This window comes from Hydrogenophaga sp. PAMC20947 (assembly GCF_004795855.1).
Classification (GTDB): Bacteria; Pseudomonadota; Gammaproteobacteria; order Burkholderiales; family Burkholderiaceae_C; genus Hydrogenophaga.
This window is the reverse complement of sequence record NZ_CP039252.1, coordinates 1,396,267-1,411,367: the sequence shown is the minus strand read 5'-3', so window position 1 is coordinate 1,411,367 and position 15,101 is coordinate 1,396,267. Positions and strand designations below refer to the sequence as shown.

Below are 15,101 nucleotides of genomic sequence, written 5' to 3'. Positions count from 1 at the left end.
AATCAATACAGCAGAAAGGGCTGTCGAGTCTGTTCCCACGCGAATTCATCGGCCATCGCGGCTGCATCCAGGTCTTGGGGCTTTGACGTCGGGTCGTCGACCCACTCCCGAAGCATAGGCCCGCCATTGATCAGGTCGATGGCCAAGCGCCCACGCTCATACTCATAGGCGAAGTCGCGCCACAAAGGGTAGTCGGGTGCCTGCAAGCGCAGGGCCTTGAAGGCGAGGGCCTGAAGCCGCCAGGGTTTGAAGCTTTCGTGCAGGTAATGGGTTGGATCTTCGACGTGTATCTGCACACCTGAGCACAGCTGGCCAACATGCTTGTGGAAGGTCGGTTCAAAATAGCACTCGCGCAGTGCGCAGCCTTGCAACCACTGGGGCGCAAGCGCATGCATGTCGGAAAGGAGCCTGGCCGCGTCCAGGTCGGGCGCTCCGAAGAGCTCCAGAGGGCGTGTGGTGCCGCGCCCTTCGGACCAGCTGGTGCCTTCCAGCATCACCGTGCCCGCATAGGCCCGGGCCATGCTCAGGTTGGCAGCGTTGGGGCTGGGGTTGATCCAGCTGCGCTCAGGCGGCCAGCCGTGGCCGGGCGCCTGGTCAGGTTGCCAGCCGGCCATGGTGATGACGTGGTAGTCGATCTGCAATCCCAGCTGGTCAATGAACCAGTGGCCCAGCTCACCCATGGTCATGCCGTGCCGCATAGGCATGGGGCCAGCGCCCACGAAGCTCTCCCAGCCGGCCAGAAGGGTGAGGCCTTCAACCGGACGGCCTGCCGGATTGGGACGGTCCAGCACCCAGACCGACTTGCCGTGTTGCGCGGCCGCTTCCAGCACATAGCGCAAGGTGGTGATGAAGGTGTAGATGCGACAACCGAGGTCTTGCAAATCGACGAGCAAGACATCGAAGCTGGCCATCATCGTGGGGGTGGGACGGCGCACCTCGCCGTACAGACTGAAGACCGGAATACCGTGGCGCGGATCGACATAGTCGATTGATTCCACCATGTTGTCCTGCTTGTCCCCTCGCAGCCCGTGTTGAGGGCCGAAGGCGGCGCTCAGGGTGATGTCGGGCAGGGCGGCCAGCGCGTCCAGGGAATGGGTGAGGTCTCGGGTGACCGAGGCAGGGTGGGCCAGCAAGGCAACGCGTCGACCTTGCAAAGGCGCCCTGAGGGAAGGGTCTTCCAGCAGGCGTTCAATTCCAAACTTCATAGCAGGTTCTCAACGGAAGGGAGCAGGGGAAGCGTGAGTACGCAGCCATCCTGGTGATGAAAATCGGGTCTATCCGAGCGCGGATGGTGCAGCGCCCAGTAAGCCAATTCGCCATTGTCGCGCTCGGTCACCATGCTCAGGCCCAGTCGCAGCAGGCCGTCATTTGCAGCCGGCGGCAGGTTTTGCAGAGGTAAAAGGATGTTGATGCGGAGGCTACCGGCGGCGGCGCGGACACGAATGGTGGGCGGTAGAGCAGGGTGGTCGAACTCTGCCTGGCGGTCTCTCTGGCGTTCGGATGAGAAACGGTAGGCGGCCCATTGTCCAGAAGGCGAAAAATTGAATTCCTGGTAAGTCGGGTTGCCCTCCGTGCGAACAAACAGTTCGGCGCAGGTGTGCTGCCACAGGCCGTCGGCGGGTTGGGTGCCATTCGCTGCAGGTAAAAGGATTCGATCGACACCACCGCACAACTCAAACTGCAGCTCGAGCGACGGGCTGCCCACAACAGGCTGTACCTGAACGCCAACGAAGACCTCGAGACCGATGCCGCAGGGGAGTGCGGGGTGGCTGATCAGCTTGAGGGCCTGGCGGGCAACACCTGCGGTGATGGGAATTTGCGTCAAAGTGATGCGTGAAAGAGCGCGCCGGAACTGGCCTGGGCTTGGAGAAGCGGAAGCTGTGAGCAGAGCCGCGGGACAACGTGGTATCAGGGCTGGAAGCAGATGCCCGCTGGATCAACGTCCATGCGAATCAGGACATGCTCCCCACCGCCCCAGACCTTCCCGCCCGTGAATGTAAGGCAGCCTTCTCCCTTGTGGTGCACGACGATGCGGCGGGCATCGTCACCCAGGTAAAAAGGTATCCAGCGTTTGTCTGTGTGGTAGCTGTAGAGCTCATCGGGAGGACCAATCAGCTTTTGAATTTCGTCAGCACGCATACCGATCTGGATCTGACTGAATTTGCTGCCGGCAGCTGGTGTGCCGCTGACTTCGCCCGTGACATTGCCATTTTTCGATTTCACCGATTGAATGGGTTGGCCTGAAGGCGCCTTGCCCGCATCGGCGAGTGTCTCTGATCGGGACAGCGACGTGCTGGAGCAGGCTGACAGCAGGGCGACCCAGGTCATCGCCAGCGCAGGCAGTATCAGACGGGAATGCAACACGGCGTCTCCTTGATCTCAAAAGGGGTTTAGCCAATCCATTGTAGTGAAGGCAGGCTTGTGGCGGATTGATCGATTGCGGTCGGGGCGGGTGTCATGGATTTTTCATGTGATCGCCATGAAGGCGTCATGGCCGTTCGACACATTGTGGTCTGTGAAAACAGAACACATATTGCAGGGGCCGGTGTTTGGCTCCTCCCATCAGGAGCCACAGATGAACGACTCAGCGATACCCCCGCTGCCCGGCCCAAAGCCATTTTTGATCCGGGCGTCGCAACAACCGCGCTCCGATGCCCTGCCGCATGTTCCGAGCCGGCGATCTGCAGCTGCAGTTGATGTCGACAACGGCATTGAGGTGACCTGGGCGCGCCACCAGGACGAGGTCCGCGAGGCCCAGCGCCTGCGCTACCAGGTGTTTGCCGAGGAAATGGGGGCCACGCTGTCGTCTCTGGTTCCGGGCCACGATGTGGACCTGTTCGATGATTTTTGCGAGCACCTATTGGTCCGGGACTCAAAAAGCCAGCAGGTGATCGGCACTTACCGGGTGCTCACGCCAGCCCAGGCGCGTCGGGTGGGCAGCACCTACAGCGATACCGAATTTGACCTCACGCGCTTGCGCATGGTGCGTGAGCGCATGGTGGAGCTGGGTCGCAGCTGTGTGCACCCGGATCACCGCCATGGTGGCGTGATCATGGCGCTCTGGGGGGCCTTGGCCGAGTTCATGGTGCGCAACCAGCTCGACACCATGATCGGCTGCGCCAGCATTTCCATGCAGCATGTGGGTGAGCACGGCATGGTGGGCGGGGGGCATGCAGCGGCCAGCATCTGGCGGCAGGTGAGCGAAAAACACATGGCTTCCATTGAATTTCACGTGCGTCCACGGTTGCCGTTGCCCATCGAGCAACTGGACAGTTCTTTGGTGGTGGATCCACCTGCCCTGATCAAAGGCTACTTGCGCCTGGGCGCCAAAGTGCTGGGGCCACCCGCCTGGGATCCAGACTTCAACGTGGCCGACCTGCCCATGATGATGCGCCTGCAGGAGCTGCCTGCCCGGTACCGCAAGCACTTCCTGGGACCGTGATGCGCCGTTCTGTGGATCGCGAACCGGTAGCGGGATGAATGCCTTGAAAATTGTGCTGGTAACCGACGCCTGGCAACCCCAGGTTCATGGCGTGGTGACGACCCTGATCGAACTGGTGCGGCACCTGAAGTTTGCGGGGCACGAGGTACAGGTGATTCAGCCTGGTCAATTTCGCACCCACCAGTGCCCCGGGTTTCCCCATGTTCCCCTGGCGGTGCTGCCCGGGCGGTTGATGGCGCGATTGCTGGACCAGGCTGACGCTGATGCCATTCACATCGCCACAGAGGGCCCCTTGGGCTGGGCAGCGCGCCGGCATTGCTTGCGCCAGGGATGGCCGTTCACCACAGCGTTTCATACCAAGTTTCCCGAAATCCTCCGGGCGACCGTGGGGCTTCCGTTGTCCTGGGGCTATGCCTGGTTGAGACGGTTTCACAAACCCAGCCAGGGTTTGATGGTTCCGACGGCGGGGGTGCAGTCCATGCTGGCGCAGCGTGGCTTTCAGGCATTGCGGGCGTGGACCCTTGGCGTTGACACCCGTTTGTTCGCGATGAACGACATACCTCCTGAGTTGCCTTCCTTGGGCCCTCTGGCTCGCCCGATCAGCCTGTATGTCGGGCGGATCGCACCAGAGAAGCACCTCGAAGACTTTCTGTCCCTGGACGTACCGGGCAGCAAACTGGTGTGTGGAGGTGGGCCGCTGGAAGAGGGGTTGCGCGCAAGATACCCGAATTCGCATTGGCTGGGCGTCTTGCCGCGCCACGAGCTGGCCAAGGTGTATGCCACGGCCGATGTGCTCGTGTTTCCCTGCCGCAGCGAGACATTTGGTCTGGTGATGCTGGAAGCGATGGCCTGTGGTGTCCCTGTGGCTGCCTACCCTGTAGATGGACCGAGGGAGTTGGTCGGCGACGGAGAGGGGGGTGCGCTGCGCGAGGACTTGCAGGAGGCCTGGCGAGTGGCGCTGCGCGTGCCTCGGCGCTCTGCCCGGCAGCGAGCGCTGCAGTTCAGCTGGACGCGAACGGCCGCTCTTTTTGTTGAATACCTGGTTCCCACAGCGAACGCTTCCAGGCGAGCAGCCGCAGGAACTTTGACAGGCCCGTCACGCAAACGTCACGCGACTGTTGAATAATGGTCAAAAAGACGGGTGGGGTTGCCTTGGGGCCGACTGGCGCCTGCCCCATCCCCTGATAACCTCCCAGCTCATGAACCAGAGCCTGTCTTCCCTGCGATTGTCCTTTCTCGACCGAGATCACAGCATTCTTGCGTTCAACGAACGCGTCATGGATTGGGCACGCCGCAGCGAAGTGCCCTTGCTGGAGCGCCTGCGCTACCTTGGCATCGTGTCGAGCAATCTGGACGAATTCTTCGAGGTCCGCATGGCGCCTCAGCTGAGTGCGTTCAAGATCAACGAACAAAGAGGCCAGTACACCGCTCAAACCTACAGCGCAGTGTCCATCAAGATTCATGAGTTGGTGTCCGCCCAATACGCCATCTACAACGATGAGCTGTTGCCACTGCTCGAGAAAAAGGGCATCAAACTGGTGGCGCACGGGGAGCGCAATCAACGCCAGAGGCGATGGGTCAAAGAGTACTTCCAGCAGGAAGTTCAGCCCTTGCTTCTGCCGGTGGGGCTCGATCCCTCTCATCCGTTTCCTCAGGTGGCCAACAAGTCTTTGAACTTCATTGTTCGCCTGACGGGTAAAGATGCGTTTGGACGTGAAAACGAGATTGCGATTGTCAAGGTGCCGCGCATCTTTCCACGGTTCCTTCGCGTGCCTTCGGTCAGGGGGTCCAAGCAGGCCCACTTCGTGTCCATCTCCAGTTTGATCCGTTCGCACCTGGCGGATTTGTTCCCGGGCCGTCAAGTCACCGAGTTTTCCCAGTTTCGGGTCACCCGCCATTCGGACCTTGCAGTAGACGAAGAAGAGGTGAAGAACCTCCGCACGGCGCTCCGCAAGGGACTGCAGCAGCGGCACTACGGTGAGGCCCTGCGCCTTGAGGTGTCTGCAGGGTGTTCGGAGTACTTGTCGCAGTTCCTCCAGCGGCAATTCAATTTACCCGATGGCGCCCTGTACCGGGTTCCAGGCCCGGTGAATCTGGTGCGATTGAACCAACTGATCGACCAGGTGGATGCACCCAGCCTCCGGTTTGAGCGCTACAACGCAGGCTGGCCGGCACAACTGGTGCCGGGACAATCGTATTTTGAGCGTCTTCGGCAAGGGGATGTGTTGATTCACCAGCCCTATGAAAGTTTTGACGCGGTGCTTGCCTTCCTGCGCGAGGCGGTAGAAGACCCCAACGTGCTGGCCATCAAGCAGACCATTTACCGCACTGGCGCCAAATCCCAGCTGATGGAATTGTTGCGTGAGGCGGTTCGGCGTGGCAAAGAGGTGACCGCGGTGGTGGAGCTAAAGGCCCGCTTTGACGAAGAGGCCAACATCAGCTATGCCGAGCGTCTCGAGTCTGTGGGGGCGCAAGTCGTCTACGGCGTTGTGGGCCTGAAAACCCACGCGAAGATGCTGCTGATTACCCGGCGCGAGGGGCGGCACCTGCAGCGCTATGCCCACCTCTCCACCGGCAACTACAACCCGGGGACTGCCAAGCTCTATACCGATGTCAGCTATTTGACGGCCGATGATGCCCTCACAGCGGATCTTGAGCAGGTGTTCTTGCATCTGGCCAGTCAGAACCGTTTGCCCAAACTCAACAAGGTGTTGCTGGCGCCATTTCATCTGCACAAATGCATGATGGAAAAAGTAGACGCAGCGGCAGCTGCGGCCAAGGCCGGCAAGGCCGCTCGCATCGTTCTGAAAATGAATGCGTTGACCGATGAAGCCCTGTGCCGGGGGCTTGCCCAGGCTTCTCAGCAAGGGGTCAAGATTGATCTGATCGTGCGCGGTGCCTGCATCTTGCCGGCAGGCCTGCCTGGCGTGACCGACAACGTGAGGGTGCGCTCCATCATCGGGCGCATGCTGGAGCATTCCCGGGTCTTCTATTTCGAAGTGGATGGTGTGGAGGAGTTGTGGTTGTCCAGTGCCGACTGGATGAACCGCAACATGCTCAGGCGGGTGGAGCTGGCATGGCCTGTCACGGACGCTGCTTTGCGCCAACGCCTGATTGAAGAATGCCTGACCGCCAGCATGCAGGACACGCGGGACGCCTGGTTGCTGCAGCCGGATGGGAATTACGTGGCGGCAAGCACACACCTCAGCGGCAAAGCACGCAACAACCTGGTCTCGGCGCAAACCCTGCTCATGACCCGTCACGGCAGCAAAGGATGAGCCATCATGGATCTGATTCTCTGGCGCCACGCTGAAGCGATTGATCACCCCGATCTGGTGGCCGGTGCCCCGGGCGACCGCGCCGATCTGTCCCGGCGATTGACGCCCAAAGGGGAAAAGCAGGCTGCGCGCATGGCGGCGTGGCTGGACCGCCAGTTGCCCAGCGGTGCCCGGGTCTGGACCAGCCCCGCCCAGCGAGCCGAGCAAACGGCGCAGGCACTGGACCGAAAATACAAGCTCAGCGATGTGCTGGTGCCAGACGGCGATCCCTTGGCATTGTTGGAACTGGTGCAGTGGCCTTCGAGCAAGGCGCCTGTGGTGGTGATCGGGCACCAACCGACGCTGGGCCGGGTGGTTGCACGCCTGCTTGGTTTGTCCGAGGAGGACTGCGCGATCAAAAAAGGCGCCGTCTGGTGGCTGCGCTTCAGGGAGCGCCATGGAAGCACTCAGACCGTGGTGGTGACGGTGCAGACCCCCGAATTGATCTAGCGGCGATTGGCGGCCCTCGGTGCCTCAGACGAGCAGTCTGGATGCAACCCGTTCCCGCTCGGTTTCAACCGTTCGCTTTACCGTTGCTCAAGTAGTCCGCCAAGGCTTGACGGGTGCCTTGTACAGCTTGGTTCAAGGCATGGAGGCGGGCTGGCAGCACGCCATCATCAGGGGCCTCTGTCTCCAGTGCCGCACAAGCATGGGCAAGGTTTTTTGCGCCCAGATTGTCAGCGGAGCCTTTGAGCGCATGGGCCGATTTGAAGAGACCGACCTCATCGCTTGAATCGCTGGCCTTTTGGATCGCATCCAATCGCTTCGGCAAGCTGCCCAGAAAATCCTGCACCATGTCCTTGCGCAGGGTTTGGGCCGCATCCTCACATTCCCCCAGTTCAAACCACCGATCCCGGTCGATCCAGATCGGATCGGGCTCGCAGGCACCGGTTCCCTCAAGGGCCTGCTCACCGACCTGTTTGGGCTGACACCAATGGGCCAGGGCATCAGCCAGGCGTTTGAGCTCCAGCGGTTTGGGCAGGTAGTCGGACATGCCAGCCGCGAGACAACGCTGTTGATCTTCGCCCAATGTGGAGGCAGAAATGCCGATCATGACAGGCGCTGCGGAGCCCCATTGTGTGCGGATGGCCTGGGCTGTAGCCTGGCCATCCATGTCCGGCATGTGGCTGTCCAGGAGCACGATGGCAAAAGGTGCATCGCTCCGGTGTGCTTCTCCGATGGCATTGAGGGCGTGTTCACCGCTGGCGACGGATAGGTGAGGGTAGCCGAGGCGCGCGAGCATGGCAGAGGCCACCTTGAGGTTGACGGAGTTGTCGTCCACGACCAGGATACGTTGTGGATGAGATTCGTGTGATGGCCCTTGTTCGGCAGCGGGTGCCACGGCCGAAGCCGCTACTGGCTCACACCGGATGCTGAAACGGAAGGTAGAGCCTGTACCTGGCGCGCTCTCAACGCTGATCTGGCCGCCCATCAACTCGACGAGGTGTTTGCAAATCATCAGGCCCAGCCCGGTACCGCCATAAACGCGGGCTGTTGCGGTATCGCCCTGCGCAAAGGGCTTGAAAAGGTCGGGCAGCTTTTGCTGCGAAATTCCGATGCCGCTGTCGGCCACGCTGAACCAGAGTGTGTGCTTCTGCTCCTTCACGGCGAGCCACACGCGCATGGCGACTTCGCCTTGACTGGTGAACTTGATGGCGTTGGACAACAAGTTGAGCAGTATCTGGCGCAGGCGAACAGCATCGCCTTCGATCGCCTGCGGTACATCGGGCGCCACTTGCAGCGAAAGGTGCAAACCCTTTTCTTGCGCCATGCCCCGCATGATGTCCACCGCAGCGCTTAAGGTCGCACGAACGTTCAGTGGTTCTTCCTCCAGCTGGAGATGCCCCGATTCGATCTTTGAAAAATCAAGTATGTCGTCGACCACGGCCAGTAACTGGTCGCTGGATACCTTGAGGACACCCAGCAGCTCCTGTTGGGTCGCATCCAGGGACGACTCGCTCAGCAACTCACTCATGCCCACGACACCGTGCAACGGCGTGCGAATTTCATGGCTCATCACAGCCAGAAAGCCGGCCTTGGCTCTCACCGCTGCCAGGGCTTCTTCCCGTGATGCGGCCAATTCTGCGGTGCGCAGACCCACGCGGGCTTCCAGCAGTTGCGCGGCTTCTTGAAGGGCATGATTTTTTTGCGCTATCTCGGCATTGGACAAGCGCAGCTTGGTCGCACTGTCGTGCATGACCTGGGAAAGGGTGTAGACCTCCTTGAAAGGCGCGCTGTGTTGCACCTCGGGCAACTCGCCGGCGCCGACCGCCAGAGCCGATGCGTTGAGTTGCCGGAATTGGCGTGAAAGTCCGCGCGCAACGCCGTAGGCGAGCAGGGCGCTCAAACCGATCAACGCCGCGATGCTGAAGAGCGCCCATTGCCGGGCACTGATCACATGTTGCGTGAAATCCTGTTCGGGCGCGACCACGATCAATTGCCAGTCCAGCTGGTACTTGCTGCCGAATGGGCGTTGCAAGGCCATCAAACGGTTCGTGCCACCCAGCCCCAACCGATGCCACCAATTGTCCTGAGTCTGGAGCTGGATCATGCCGCCCTCAACCAGGGTGGTTTTGCCGCGTCGGGCGCTCAGTTGAGCGAAGGAGTCCCTCACCAGGGGTTCCACGCTTTGCATGGGCGTGATCCGCTGGGATTTTTGCTGAGCCATCACGCTGAGGTCCTCATCCACCGACGAGGCCACCATGCGCCCCTGTCCGTCCACGAGGTAGGTCACGGCGTTTTCACTGATGCGGGTGCTGCGAATCAGGTCGGTAAGACGTGCCAGACTCATGTCCACGGCCATGACACCCATCAGGGTTTTGCCATCCGCTTCATAAATGGGCTGAGCAAGGGTAAGGTCAAACTGATTCTTGACCGCCGACCGGTACACATCGGTGAAGACCCGTTTGCCCGTCGTCGCTGCGAGCTGGTACCAAGGGCGTTTGCGGGGATCGTAGACGGAGGTTTCGGTCTTGATCAATTGACTGCGGTCGCCAGGCGTGTTGATGAGGTAATGGGTGCGCCCGGAGTCTCCGGGGCGGATTTCCCGCACCACAAACCCCTGCGGTTCGCGCTCGACCCCAAAGAAACTCCCGTCCGCAGCGCCGATGTAGAGGTAAGGCACATTCACCGACTGCTGGGTGAGGGCATAGGCCATGGTTTCAAACAAAGCGGTGTCCTTGAACCAGCGGCGTGTGCGTTCGCCCTCAGCCCCGGCCGCATTGAAAGGTGGAACCAGTGCGTTCACCACAGTATGGGATTCACCCAGATGGGCCAGCGCGCCCACGTCCACCCGGTGGGCGGCTTGGCTCATGGCATTTTCAGCCAGCGTCTCAATGGACTCGTAGCTGTTGGCCGAGAGCAGGTAAGAGGCGATCAAGGCGGGAGCCAATGCGGCCAGCACCATCGCCACGACCAAGGTCGGGCCAAGAGATACGCGCCGTCGATGGGGGGTGCGGCTCATCGAAGCGTCCTTTTCGGGGGGAATTCTGCCTGCGGCAGGAGTTGAACGGCGCAGACTTCCAGTGGCGCGCGATCCGCATCCCAAGGAATCGCATAACGTCCGAGAATTTTCACCGTCCCTGTGAGGGCCCGCATGACCGACTCAGAGACGGTAATGGTGCCAGCGACTCTGGGTGACAGACGGCGGATCGTCCGGGCTTGCACCACCGTTTCTCCGACTGGGATGTACTGGGCGGCCCCTCCCAGCAATCCTTCCAGTCGTGTCAAAGCCACAGGCCCCTGGTGCAGGGCAACGCCCACCTCAAAGGGCGGCAAATGCCGTCCGCCCAGGTGTTCCTCTATATAGGCATTCATGGAAGCGCCGGTTTTTTGCAACCCCTGCGCAGCTTTAAGGGCCCGCAAACTGTGATGTGCACTGGTTGAAGCATCAGCCGGGTCTGCATAGATGGCCACCAGTCCCTCTCCCACAAAATACAGTGCGGCGGCGCCAAAGATGTGGACGGTATCGCCGCAGTTTTCGTAGAACCGTTTGAGCACTAGGCTGAGCTCATGAGGCGCCAGTGCTTCAAGCCAGGTTTGGTAGTGGCGAATTTCTGCCCAAAGAACGGTGGCCTTCTCAAGGTGGGTTGACCCTTCGTCGTGGGTATCCTGGGGCCATTGTTCGCTGAGCTCACGGGCCAGCCGTTTTTCGTATTGTTCGTGGAGATCCCAGGCTTGTTGCTCCAGCGCCTGGGCCAGCGCACCCTGAACCTCGCTGGATTGCATGGCTTCACGCCGGCGTTGCTGGTCGAATTGGGCACCGACGGCTTCGATCAGCTCCTTGGGGCGCAGCGGCTTGGTGAGGTAGTCGTTCGCCCCCAAGGCCATGCCGTGTCGCATGTCTTTGCGCTCCTGCAATGAAGTCAGGAGGATCAGCGGCGTCAACGCCAGGCGGGGGTGCCCGCGCAGGCGGTTCAAGAGGTCGTGACCGCTCATGCCGGGCATGTTCACGTCGCTCACGATCAATGAGGGGGAGCGCATTTCGATCAGCCGCCATGCGCTGAGCCCGTCAGGCGCAGTGATCACCTCATGCCCCTGGTTGCGCAGCGCGGTCGCGGCAAGGCGCGAGGTGCCGTGGTCATCTTCCGCGATCAGTATCAAAGCCATCTTGCGCTCACCAGTTTCAGGACGAACCTCAAGCCTTGTTTTCAGCGCAGGTCTGCGCTGAACTTCCAGGCTGTTTTTTGCCAAGCCTGAACTTCTTCGCCCAGCAACCAGGCCGACTGGGGGTAGCGCTTGGCCCAACCGGGGTTGGTCGTGAGCTTGAATGCCCCTGCGCGAAAGCCCAGCTTCACCGACTGGTGCTCTGGCAACTGACGAGCGTGGCACAGCAAAACCGCCAGTCGCAAGCTGATCAGCTGTTTGACAAACAGCTCATCGGTCATGGCCGCTTCCAGCTTGCGCAGTTTGCCGCGCTGTCCCAATACCAGCTGGCTCATCCGGTGCAGTTCGTGGAACGAAAAACCTGGCGCATCCACGTTGTCGAGGATGTAGGCGCCATGGTGGTAGGAGCGGTCGTGTGAAATGTGGGTGCCGACCTCATGCAGTCGCGCCGCCCAGGCCAGCTTTTGTGAATAGCGCTCATTGAACTCGCCAGGCGCAGCGATCTGGGTGAACAGCGCTGCACTGACTTCGCTGACGCGTTGCGCCTGGGCCTCGTCAATGGAAAAGCGTTCGGCGAGCCAACGCACGGTGCGCTCGCGCACATCGCCACCGTGCGTCTCCCTGTCGATCAGGTCGAACAAGGCGCCCTGGCGCAAGGCACCCTGGGTGGGCACCATTTGTTCAATGCCAAACAGGTCAAAAATAGCGCGCAGTACGCTGACGCCACCGCCAATCACCGGGCGGCGGTCTTCCTTGACGCCCTCCATGCGGAGATTGTCGACGTGGCCGAACTTGATCAGCTTTTCGACCAGCCAGTCCAGTCCCGATCGCGTTACCACCCCGGAAGCCCAGCCATTGGCAGCGAGCGCGTCTGCGACCGCGCCCACGGTGCCAGAGGATCCGTAGGCCACATTCCACTCCGAAGGGGGGAAGAGGTCCAGCGCTTCATCCAGCACGGCCTTGGCTGCGATTTCGGCTGTCTTGAAGGCTGTTGCCGTGAATTGACCTTTGGGAAAGTACTTGGTTGACCATGCCACGCTGCCCAGTCGGTAGGACTCCATCCTGCGAGGCACGTAGCCTTGACCCAGGATCATTTCGGTCGAGCGACCACCAATATCAACCACCAGACGCCGTTCTTCGGACTGGGGCAAGAGGCGAGACACTCCTTGGTAGATGAGTCGGGCTTCTTCCTGACCCGAAACCACCTCGATGGCAAAGCCCAGGATGGACTGGGCCTTGCTCAGGAACTCGTCCCGGTTGCGTGCTTCGCGCAGTGTTTGGGTGGCTACCGCCCGGACTTGCGCTTTTTTGAACCCATGAAGGCGCTCGGCAAACCGGGATAGGCAGTCCCAGCCCCGTTGCATGGCGGCCTGACTGAGTACTTTATTTTCGTCCAGCCCGCTGCCCTGGCGGACGGTTTCCTTGAGATATTCAACCCGCTCGATATGGCCCGAATGGAAGCGTCCAATCTCCAGCCTGAAGCTGTTGGAGCCTAAATCGAGAGCGGCCAGGAGGGTTCCGTTTTGCATGCAGAAGTAAGGTGGCGTACGGGGCATCCAAATGCCCCTCGGAACAACGAGGAGACCTTGGAGGGTTGTTCAAAATTCACGCTGCTGGCCAGGCGGGGACAGAAGATCGGGGCGCAAACCCCTGCTTGCAGGGGCCGCCAGGTAGGCCGTCCCGGTTGGGTGCGGCGGCCTCCAAGGCTATCCGGGCGTAGTTGTCATCCCGTTTCTGACACATGTGCGACACGTGCAATTTTGAACACCCACTCCGGGCTTAGGAACCGATTGTGACGCATGCCCGATTCATGCCCGTCAAAATGGGCGCGCCGCACTCCGCCTGCTCACCTTTGATGGCACACTTTGAGCGTCATTTTCACATTAGCAGAGGTATTCCGTGAAACGTTTAACTTCAAAGGAAGATGGCCCGTCAGACCCAGGATGGACGCGCCGACGCTGGATGCAGGGCAGTGCCGGCGCCGCTGCGTTCGGGTGGGTGGGACGGGCGATGGCGCAGGCTGTATCGGCTGCGGCAGAAGAGGCACAGGCGCCGCCCATGCCGGCCTTGGGGCGTCAGCTGCAGGTGCCGAGCGTGAGGCTCCTGAACAATACAGTGTATGAACCTGCCCAGAGTGCGGGCCAGTTCCTGCTGGTGTACTGGTGGTCCAGTACTTGCCCGTTTTGTGCTTTGCAAAGCCCAAGCATGGAGAAACTCTGGCAGCAACAACGCAGCAAAGGCCTGCAGATGCTGGCTTTGTCCATCGACCGCAAGCCAGAGCTCGCTTCTGCATATTTGATCCAAAAGGGCTATACGTTTCCGACAGCCTGGGCGAGTCCTGAGTGGCGCCGCGGCTTTCCCAAGCCCAAGGGATTGCCCATCACGCTTTTGTGTGGGCGGGACGGGCGGTTGTTGCTGGCCGAGAAAGGGCAGCTGTTCCCGGAAGACGTCGGGGCAATGGCCCAGCTGATGGTTTGAGAGGCGCACCGGCGCCTGAATGGCGGGGGAGAGGCCTGTTGTGAAACCGCTTGGTCTTTGATTTGTCACAAGGATGTCACATTGCCATCCTAGAGTCCGGGTTGTGAATCTTCTATCACCCACCGCAAGGACCATGATGAATACCAAACGCACCCTTCTCAAAACCGTCGCTGCCGCCGCCTTGGCTTCTCTGGCCATGGGCACTGCCGTTGCCGCCGATTTCACCGGCGCAGGCGCTTCGTTTCCTTTCCCCGTGTACAGCAAATGGGGCGAAGCCTACAAAACCGCCACGGGCAATGCCATGAATTACCAATCCATCGGTTCTTCCGGTGGCATCAAGCAGATCAAGGCAAAAACTGTTGCATTTGGCGCGTCGGATGCGCCAGTCAGCGGCGATGACCTCGATAAAGAAGGCATGGTTCAGTTTCCTGCCATCGTGGGTGGCACCGTGCCGGTGTTGAACCTGGAAGGCTTCAAGCCCGGCGAGCTGCGCGTGACCGGCCCTGTGCTGGCTGACATTTTCCTGGGCAACATCACCAAGTGGAACGATGCCAAGCTGGCCGCCCTGAACCCCGGCAAGACCCTCCCATCGACCTCGATCACCGTCGTGCACCGCGCCGACGGCTCGGGCACGACCTTCAACTTCACCGACTACCTCGCCGCTGTAAGCACAGATTTTGCCAGCAAAGTAGGCAAAGGCGCTGCGGTGAAATGGCCTGCTGAGAGCTCGGTGGGTGGCAAGGGCAACGAAGGCGTGGCCGCCAATGTGAACCGTGTCAAAGGCGCGGTGGGTTACGTGGAGTACGCCTACGTGAAGAAGAACAACATGAACTTCATGCAGTTGCAAAACGCCGATGGCAAGTATGTCAGCCCAGACGACAAGACTTTCGCTGCCGCAGCCGCGGGCGCAGATTGGTTCAGCGTGCCCGGCATGGGCATCTCGATGGTCAACGCCAAGGGCGCAGAAAGCTGGCCCATCAGCACCGCATCTTTCATCCTGATGTACAAGAACCCGACGGACAAAGCGCAGTCCGCCGAAGTCTTGAAGTTCTTTGACTGGGCGTTCAAGAGTGGCAAACAAATGGCCAGCGAACTGGACTATGTGCCACTGCCCGATACCTTGACCAGCGCAATCCGCGCCAAAGTCTGGACACAGATTCAGAAGTAACCGGGCCACTGACTGCCCTTGGGGCGCCGGATGGAATCAATCGATCCGGCGCCTTGACATCGCTTCTCAGGGAATTTTATGAATCTGGAAA

12 protein-coding genes are annotated in these 15,101 nt (G+C 60.6%); 6 read left to right on the top strand and 6 right to left on the bottom strand.

All coding sequences use genetic code 11. The annotated features are described in order from the left end of the window. Window positions 1–2: 2 nt before the first annotated feature. From E5678_RS06285 to E5678_RS06275, 3 genes are all read right to left on the bottom strand, one after another. On the bottom strand, window positions 3–1,205 hold the full coding sequence (locus E5678_RS06285) for a DUF1343 domain-containing protein (RefSeq protein WP_136177728.1): 1,203 nt from the start codon (window positions 1,203–1,205) through the stop codon (window positions 3–5). Then, on the bottom strand, window positions 1,202–1,825 hold the full coding sequence (locus tag E5678_RS06280; RefSeq protein WP_136177727.1) for a DOMON-like domain-containing protein: 624 nt from the start codon (window positions 1,823–1,825) through the stop codon (window positions 1,202–1,204). Before E5678_RS06280 ends, E5678_RS06285 begins: the two co-directional genes overlap by 4 nt. A gap of 83 nt (window positions 1,826–1,908) precedes the next feature. Further along, window positions 1,909–2,364, bottom strand: coding sequence for a hypothetical protein (locus E5678_RS06275; protein ID WP_136177726.1), 456 nt, complete (start codon window positions 2,362–2,364; stop codon window positions 1,909–1,911). 211 nt (window positions 2,365–2,575) lie between these two features. Here E5678_RS06275 and E5678_RS06270 point away from each other — a divergent pair, with 211 nt between their 5' ends. The 4 genes from E5678_RS06270 (at window position 2,576) to E5678_RS06255 (ending at window position 7,209) form a co-directional block, all read left to right on the top strand. Continuing rightward, window positions 2,576–3,442: a GNAT family N-acyltransferase gene (locus tag E5678_RS06270; protein ID WP_136177725.1), complete on the top strand. Its 867-nt coding sequence runs from the start codon at window positions 2,576–2,578 to the stop codon at window positions 3,440–3,442. A 43-nt stretch (window positions 3,443–3,485) separates the two neighbouring features. Next, window positions 3,486–4,568 (top strand): glycosyltransferase family 1 protein, encoded by a 1,083-nt coding sequence (locus E5678_RS06265; protein ID WP_136180655.1) that lies wholly within the window; start codon window positions 3,486–3,488, stop codon window positions 4,566–4,568. Between the two features lie 73 nt (window positions 4,569–4,641). After that, entirely contained in the window at window positions 4,642–6,720 is a 2,079-nt protein-coding gene (gene ppk1 / locus E5678_RS06260) for a polyphosphate kinase 1 (RefSeq protein ID WP_136177724.1), read from the top strand. Between the two features lie 6 nt (window positions 6,721–6,726). Beyond that, entirely contained in the window at window positions 6,727–7,209 is a 483-nt protein-coding gene (locus E5678_RS06255; protein WP_136177723.1) for a histidine phosphatase family protein, read from the top strand. Window positions 7,210–7,273: 64 nt separating this feature from the next. Here the strand turns inward: E5678_RS06255 and E5678_RS06250 are convergent, their stop codons facing one another. Genes E5678_RS06250 through E5678_RS06240 form a run of 3 tightly spaced genes read right to left on the bottom strand, consistent with a single transcriptional unit; the run spans window position 7,274 to window position 12,893 of the window. Further along, window positions 7,274–10,222 carry a hybrid sensor histidine kinase/response regulator gene (locus E5678_RS06250; RefSeq protein WP_136177722.1) on the bottom strand — a complete coding sequence of 983 codons (2,949 nt, stop codon included), beginning with the start codon at window positions 10,220–10,222 and terminating at the stop codon, window positions 7,274–7,276. Continuing rightward, window positions 10,219–11,367 (bottom strand): response regulator, encoded by a 1,149-nt coding sequence (locus tag E5678_RS06245; protein WP_136177721.1) that lies wholly within the window; start codon window positions 11,365–11,367, stop codon window positions 10,219–10,221. The genes E5678_RS06250 and E5678_RS06245 overlap by 4 nt, the downstream gene beginning before the upstream one ends. Before the next feature lie 41 nt (window positions 11,368–11,408). Then, the gene (locus tag E5678_RS06240) at window positions 11,409–12,893 is read right to left on the bottom strand and encodes a Ppx/GppA phosphatase family protein (protein ID WP_136177720.1); all 1,485 of its coding nucleotides are present in this window, start codon (window positions 12,891–12,893) and stop codon (window positions 11,409–11,411) included. A gap of 370 nt (window positions 12,894–13,263) precedes the next feature. Here E5678_RS06240 and E5678_RS06235 point away from each other — a divergent pair, with 370 nt between their 5' ends. Further along, complete coding sequence (locus E5678_RS06235) at window positions 13,264–13,842, top strand: TlpA disulfide reductase family protein (protein WP_136177719.1); 579 nt, start codon at window positions 13,264–13,266, stop codon at window positions 13,840–13,842. Between the two features lie 136 nt (window positions 13,843–13,978). Further along, a complete protein-coding gene (gene pstS / locus E5678_RS06230) occupies window positions 13,979–15,010 on the top strand; it encodes a phosphate ABC transporter substrate-binding protein PstS (protein WP_136180654.1) in 1,032 nt (343 codons plus the stop codon). Window positions 15,011–15,101: the final 91 nt, after the last annotated feature.

Excerpts from the sequence above, each read along its gene's own strand:
- E5678_RS06285 (WP_136177728.1), bottom strand. The coding sequence starts at position 1,205 with ATGAAGTTTGGAATTGAACGCCTGCTGGAAGACCCTTCCCTCAGGGCG.
- E5678_RS06270 (WP_136177725.1), top strand. The coding sequence starts at position 2,576 with ATGAACGACTCAGCGATACCCCCGCTGCCCGGCCCAAAGCCATTTTTG.
- ppk1 (WP_136177724.1), top strand. The coding sequence starts at position 4,642 with ATGAACCAGAGCCTGTCTTCCCTGCGATTGTCCTTTCTCGACCGAGAT.
- E5678_RS06255 (WP_136177723.1), top strand. The coding sequence starts at position 6,727 with ATGGATCTGATTCTCTGGCGCCACGCTGAAGCGATTGATCACCCCGAT.
- E5678_RS06250 (WP_136177722.1), bottom strand. The coding sequence starts at position 10,222 with ATGAGCCGCACCCCCCATCGACGGCGCGTATCTCTTGGCCCGACCTTG.
- E5678_RS06245 (WP_136177721.1), bottom strand. The coding sequence starts at position 11,367 with ATGGCTTTGATACTGATCGCGGAAGATGACCACGGCACCTCGCGCCTT.
- E5678_RS06240 (WP_136177720.1), bottom strand. The coding sequence starts at position 12,893 with ATGCAAAACGGAACCCTCCTGGCCGCTCTCGATTTAGGCTCCAACAGC.
- pstS (WP_136180654.1), top strand. The coding sequence starts at position 13,979 with ATGAATACCAAACGCACCCTTCTCAAAACCGTCGCTGCCGCCGCCTTG.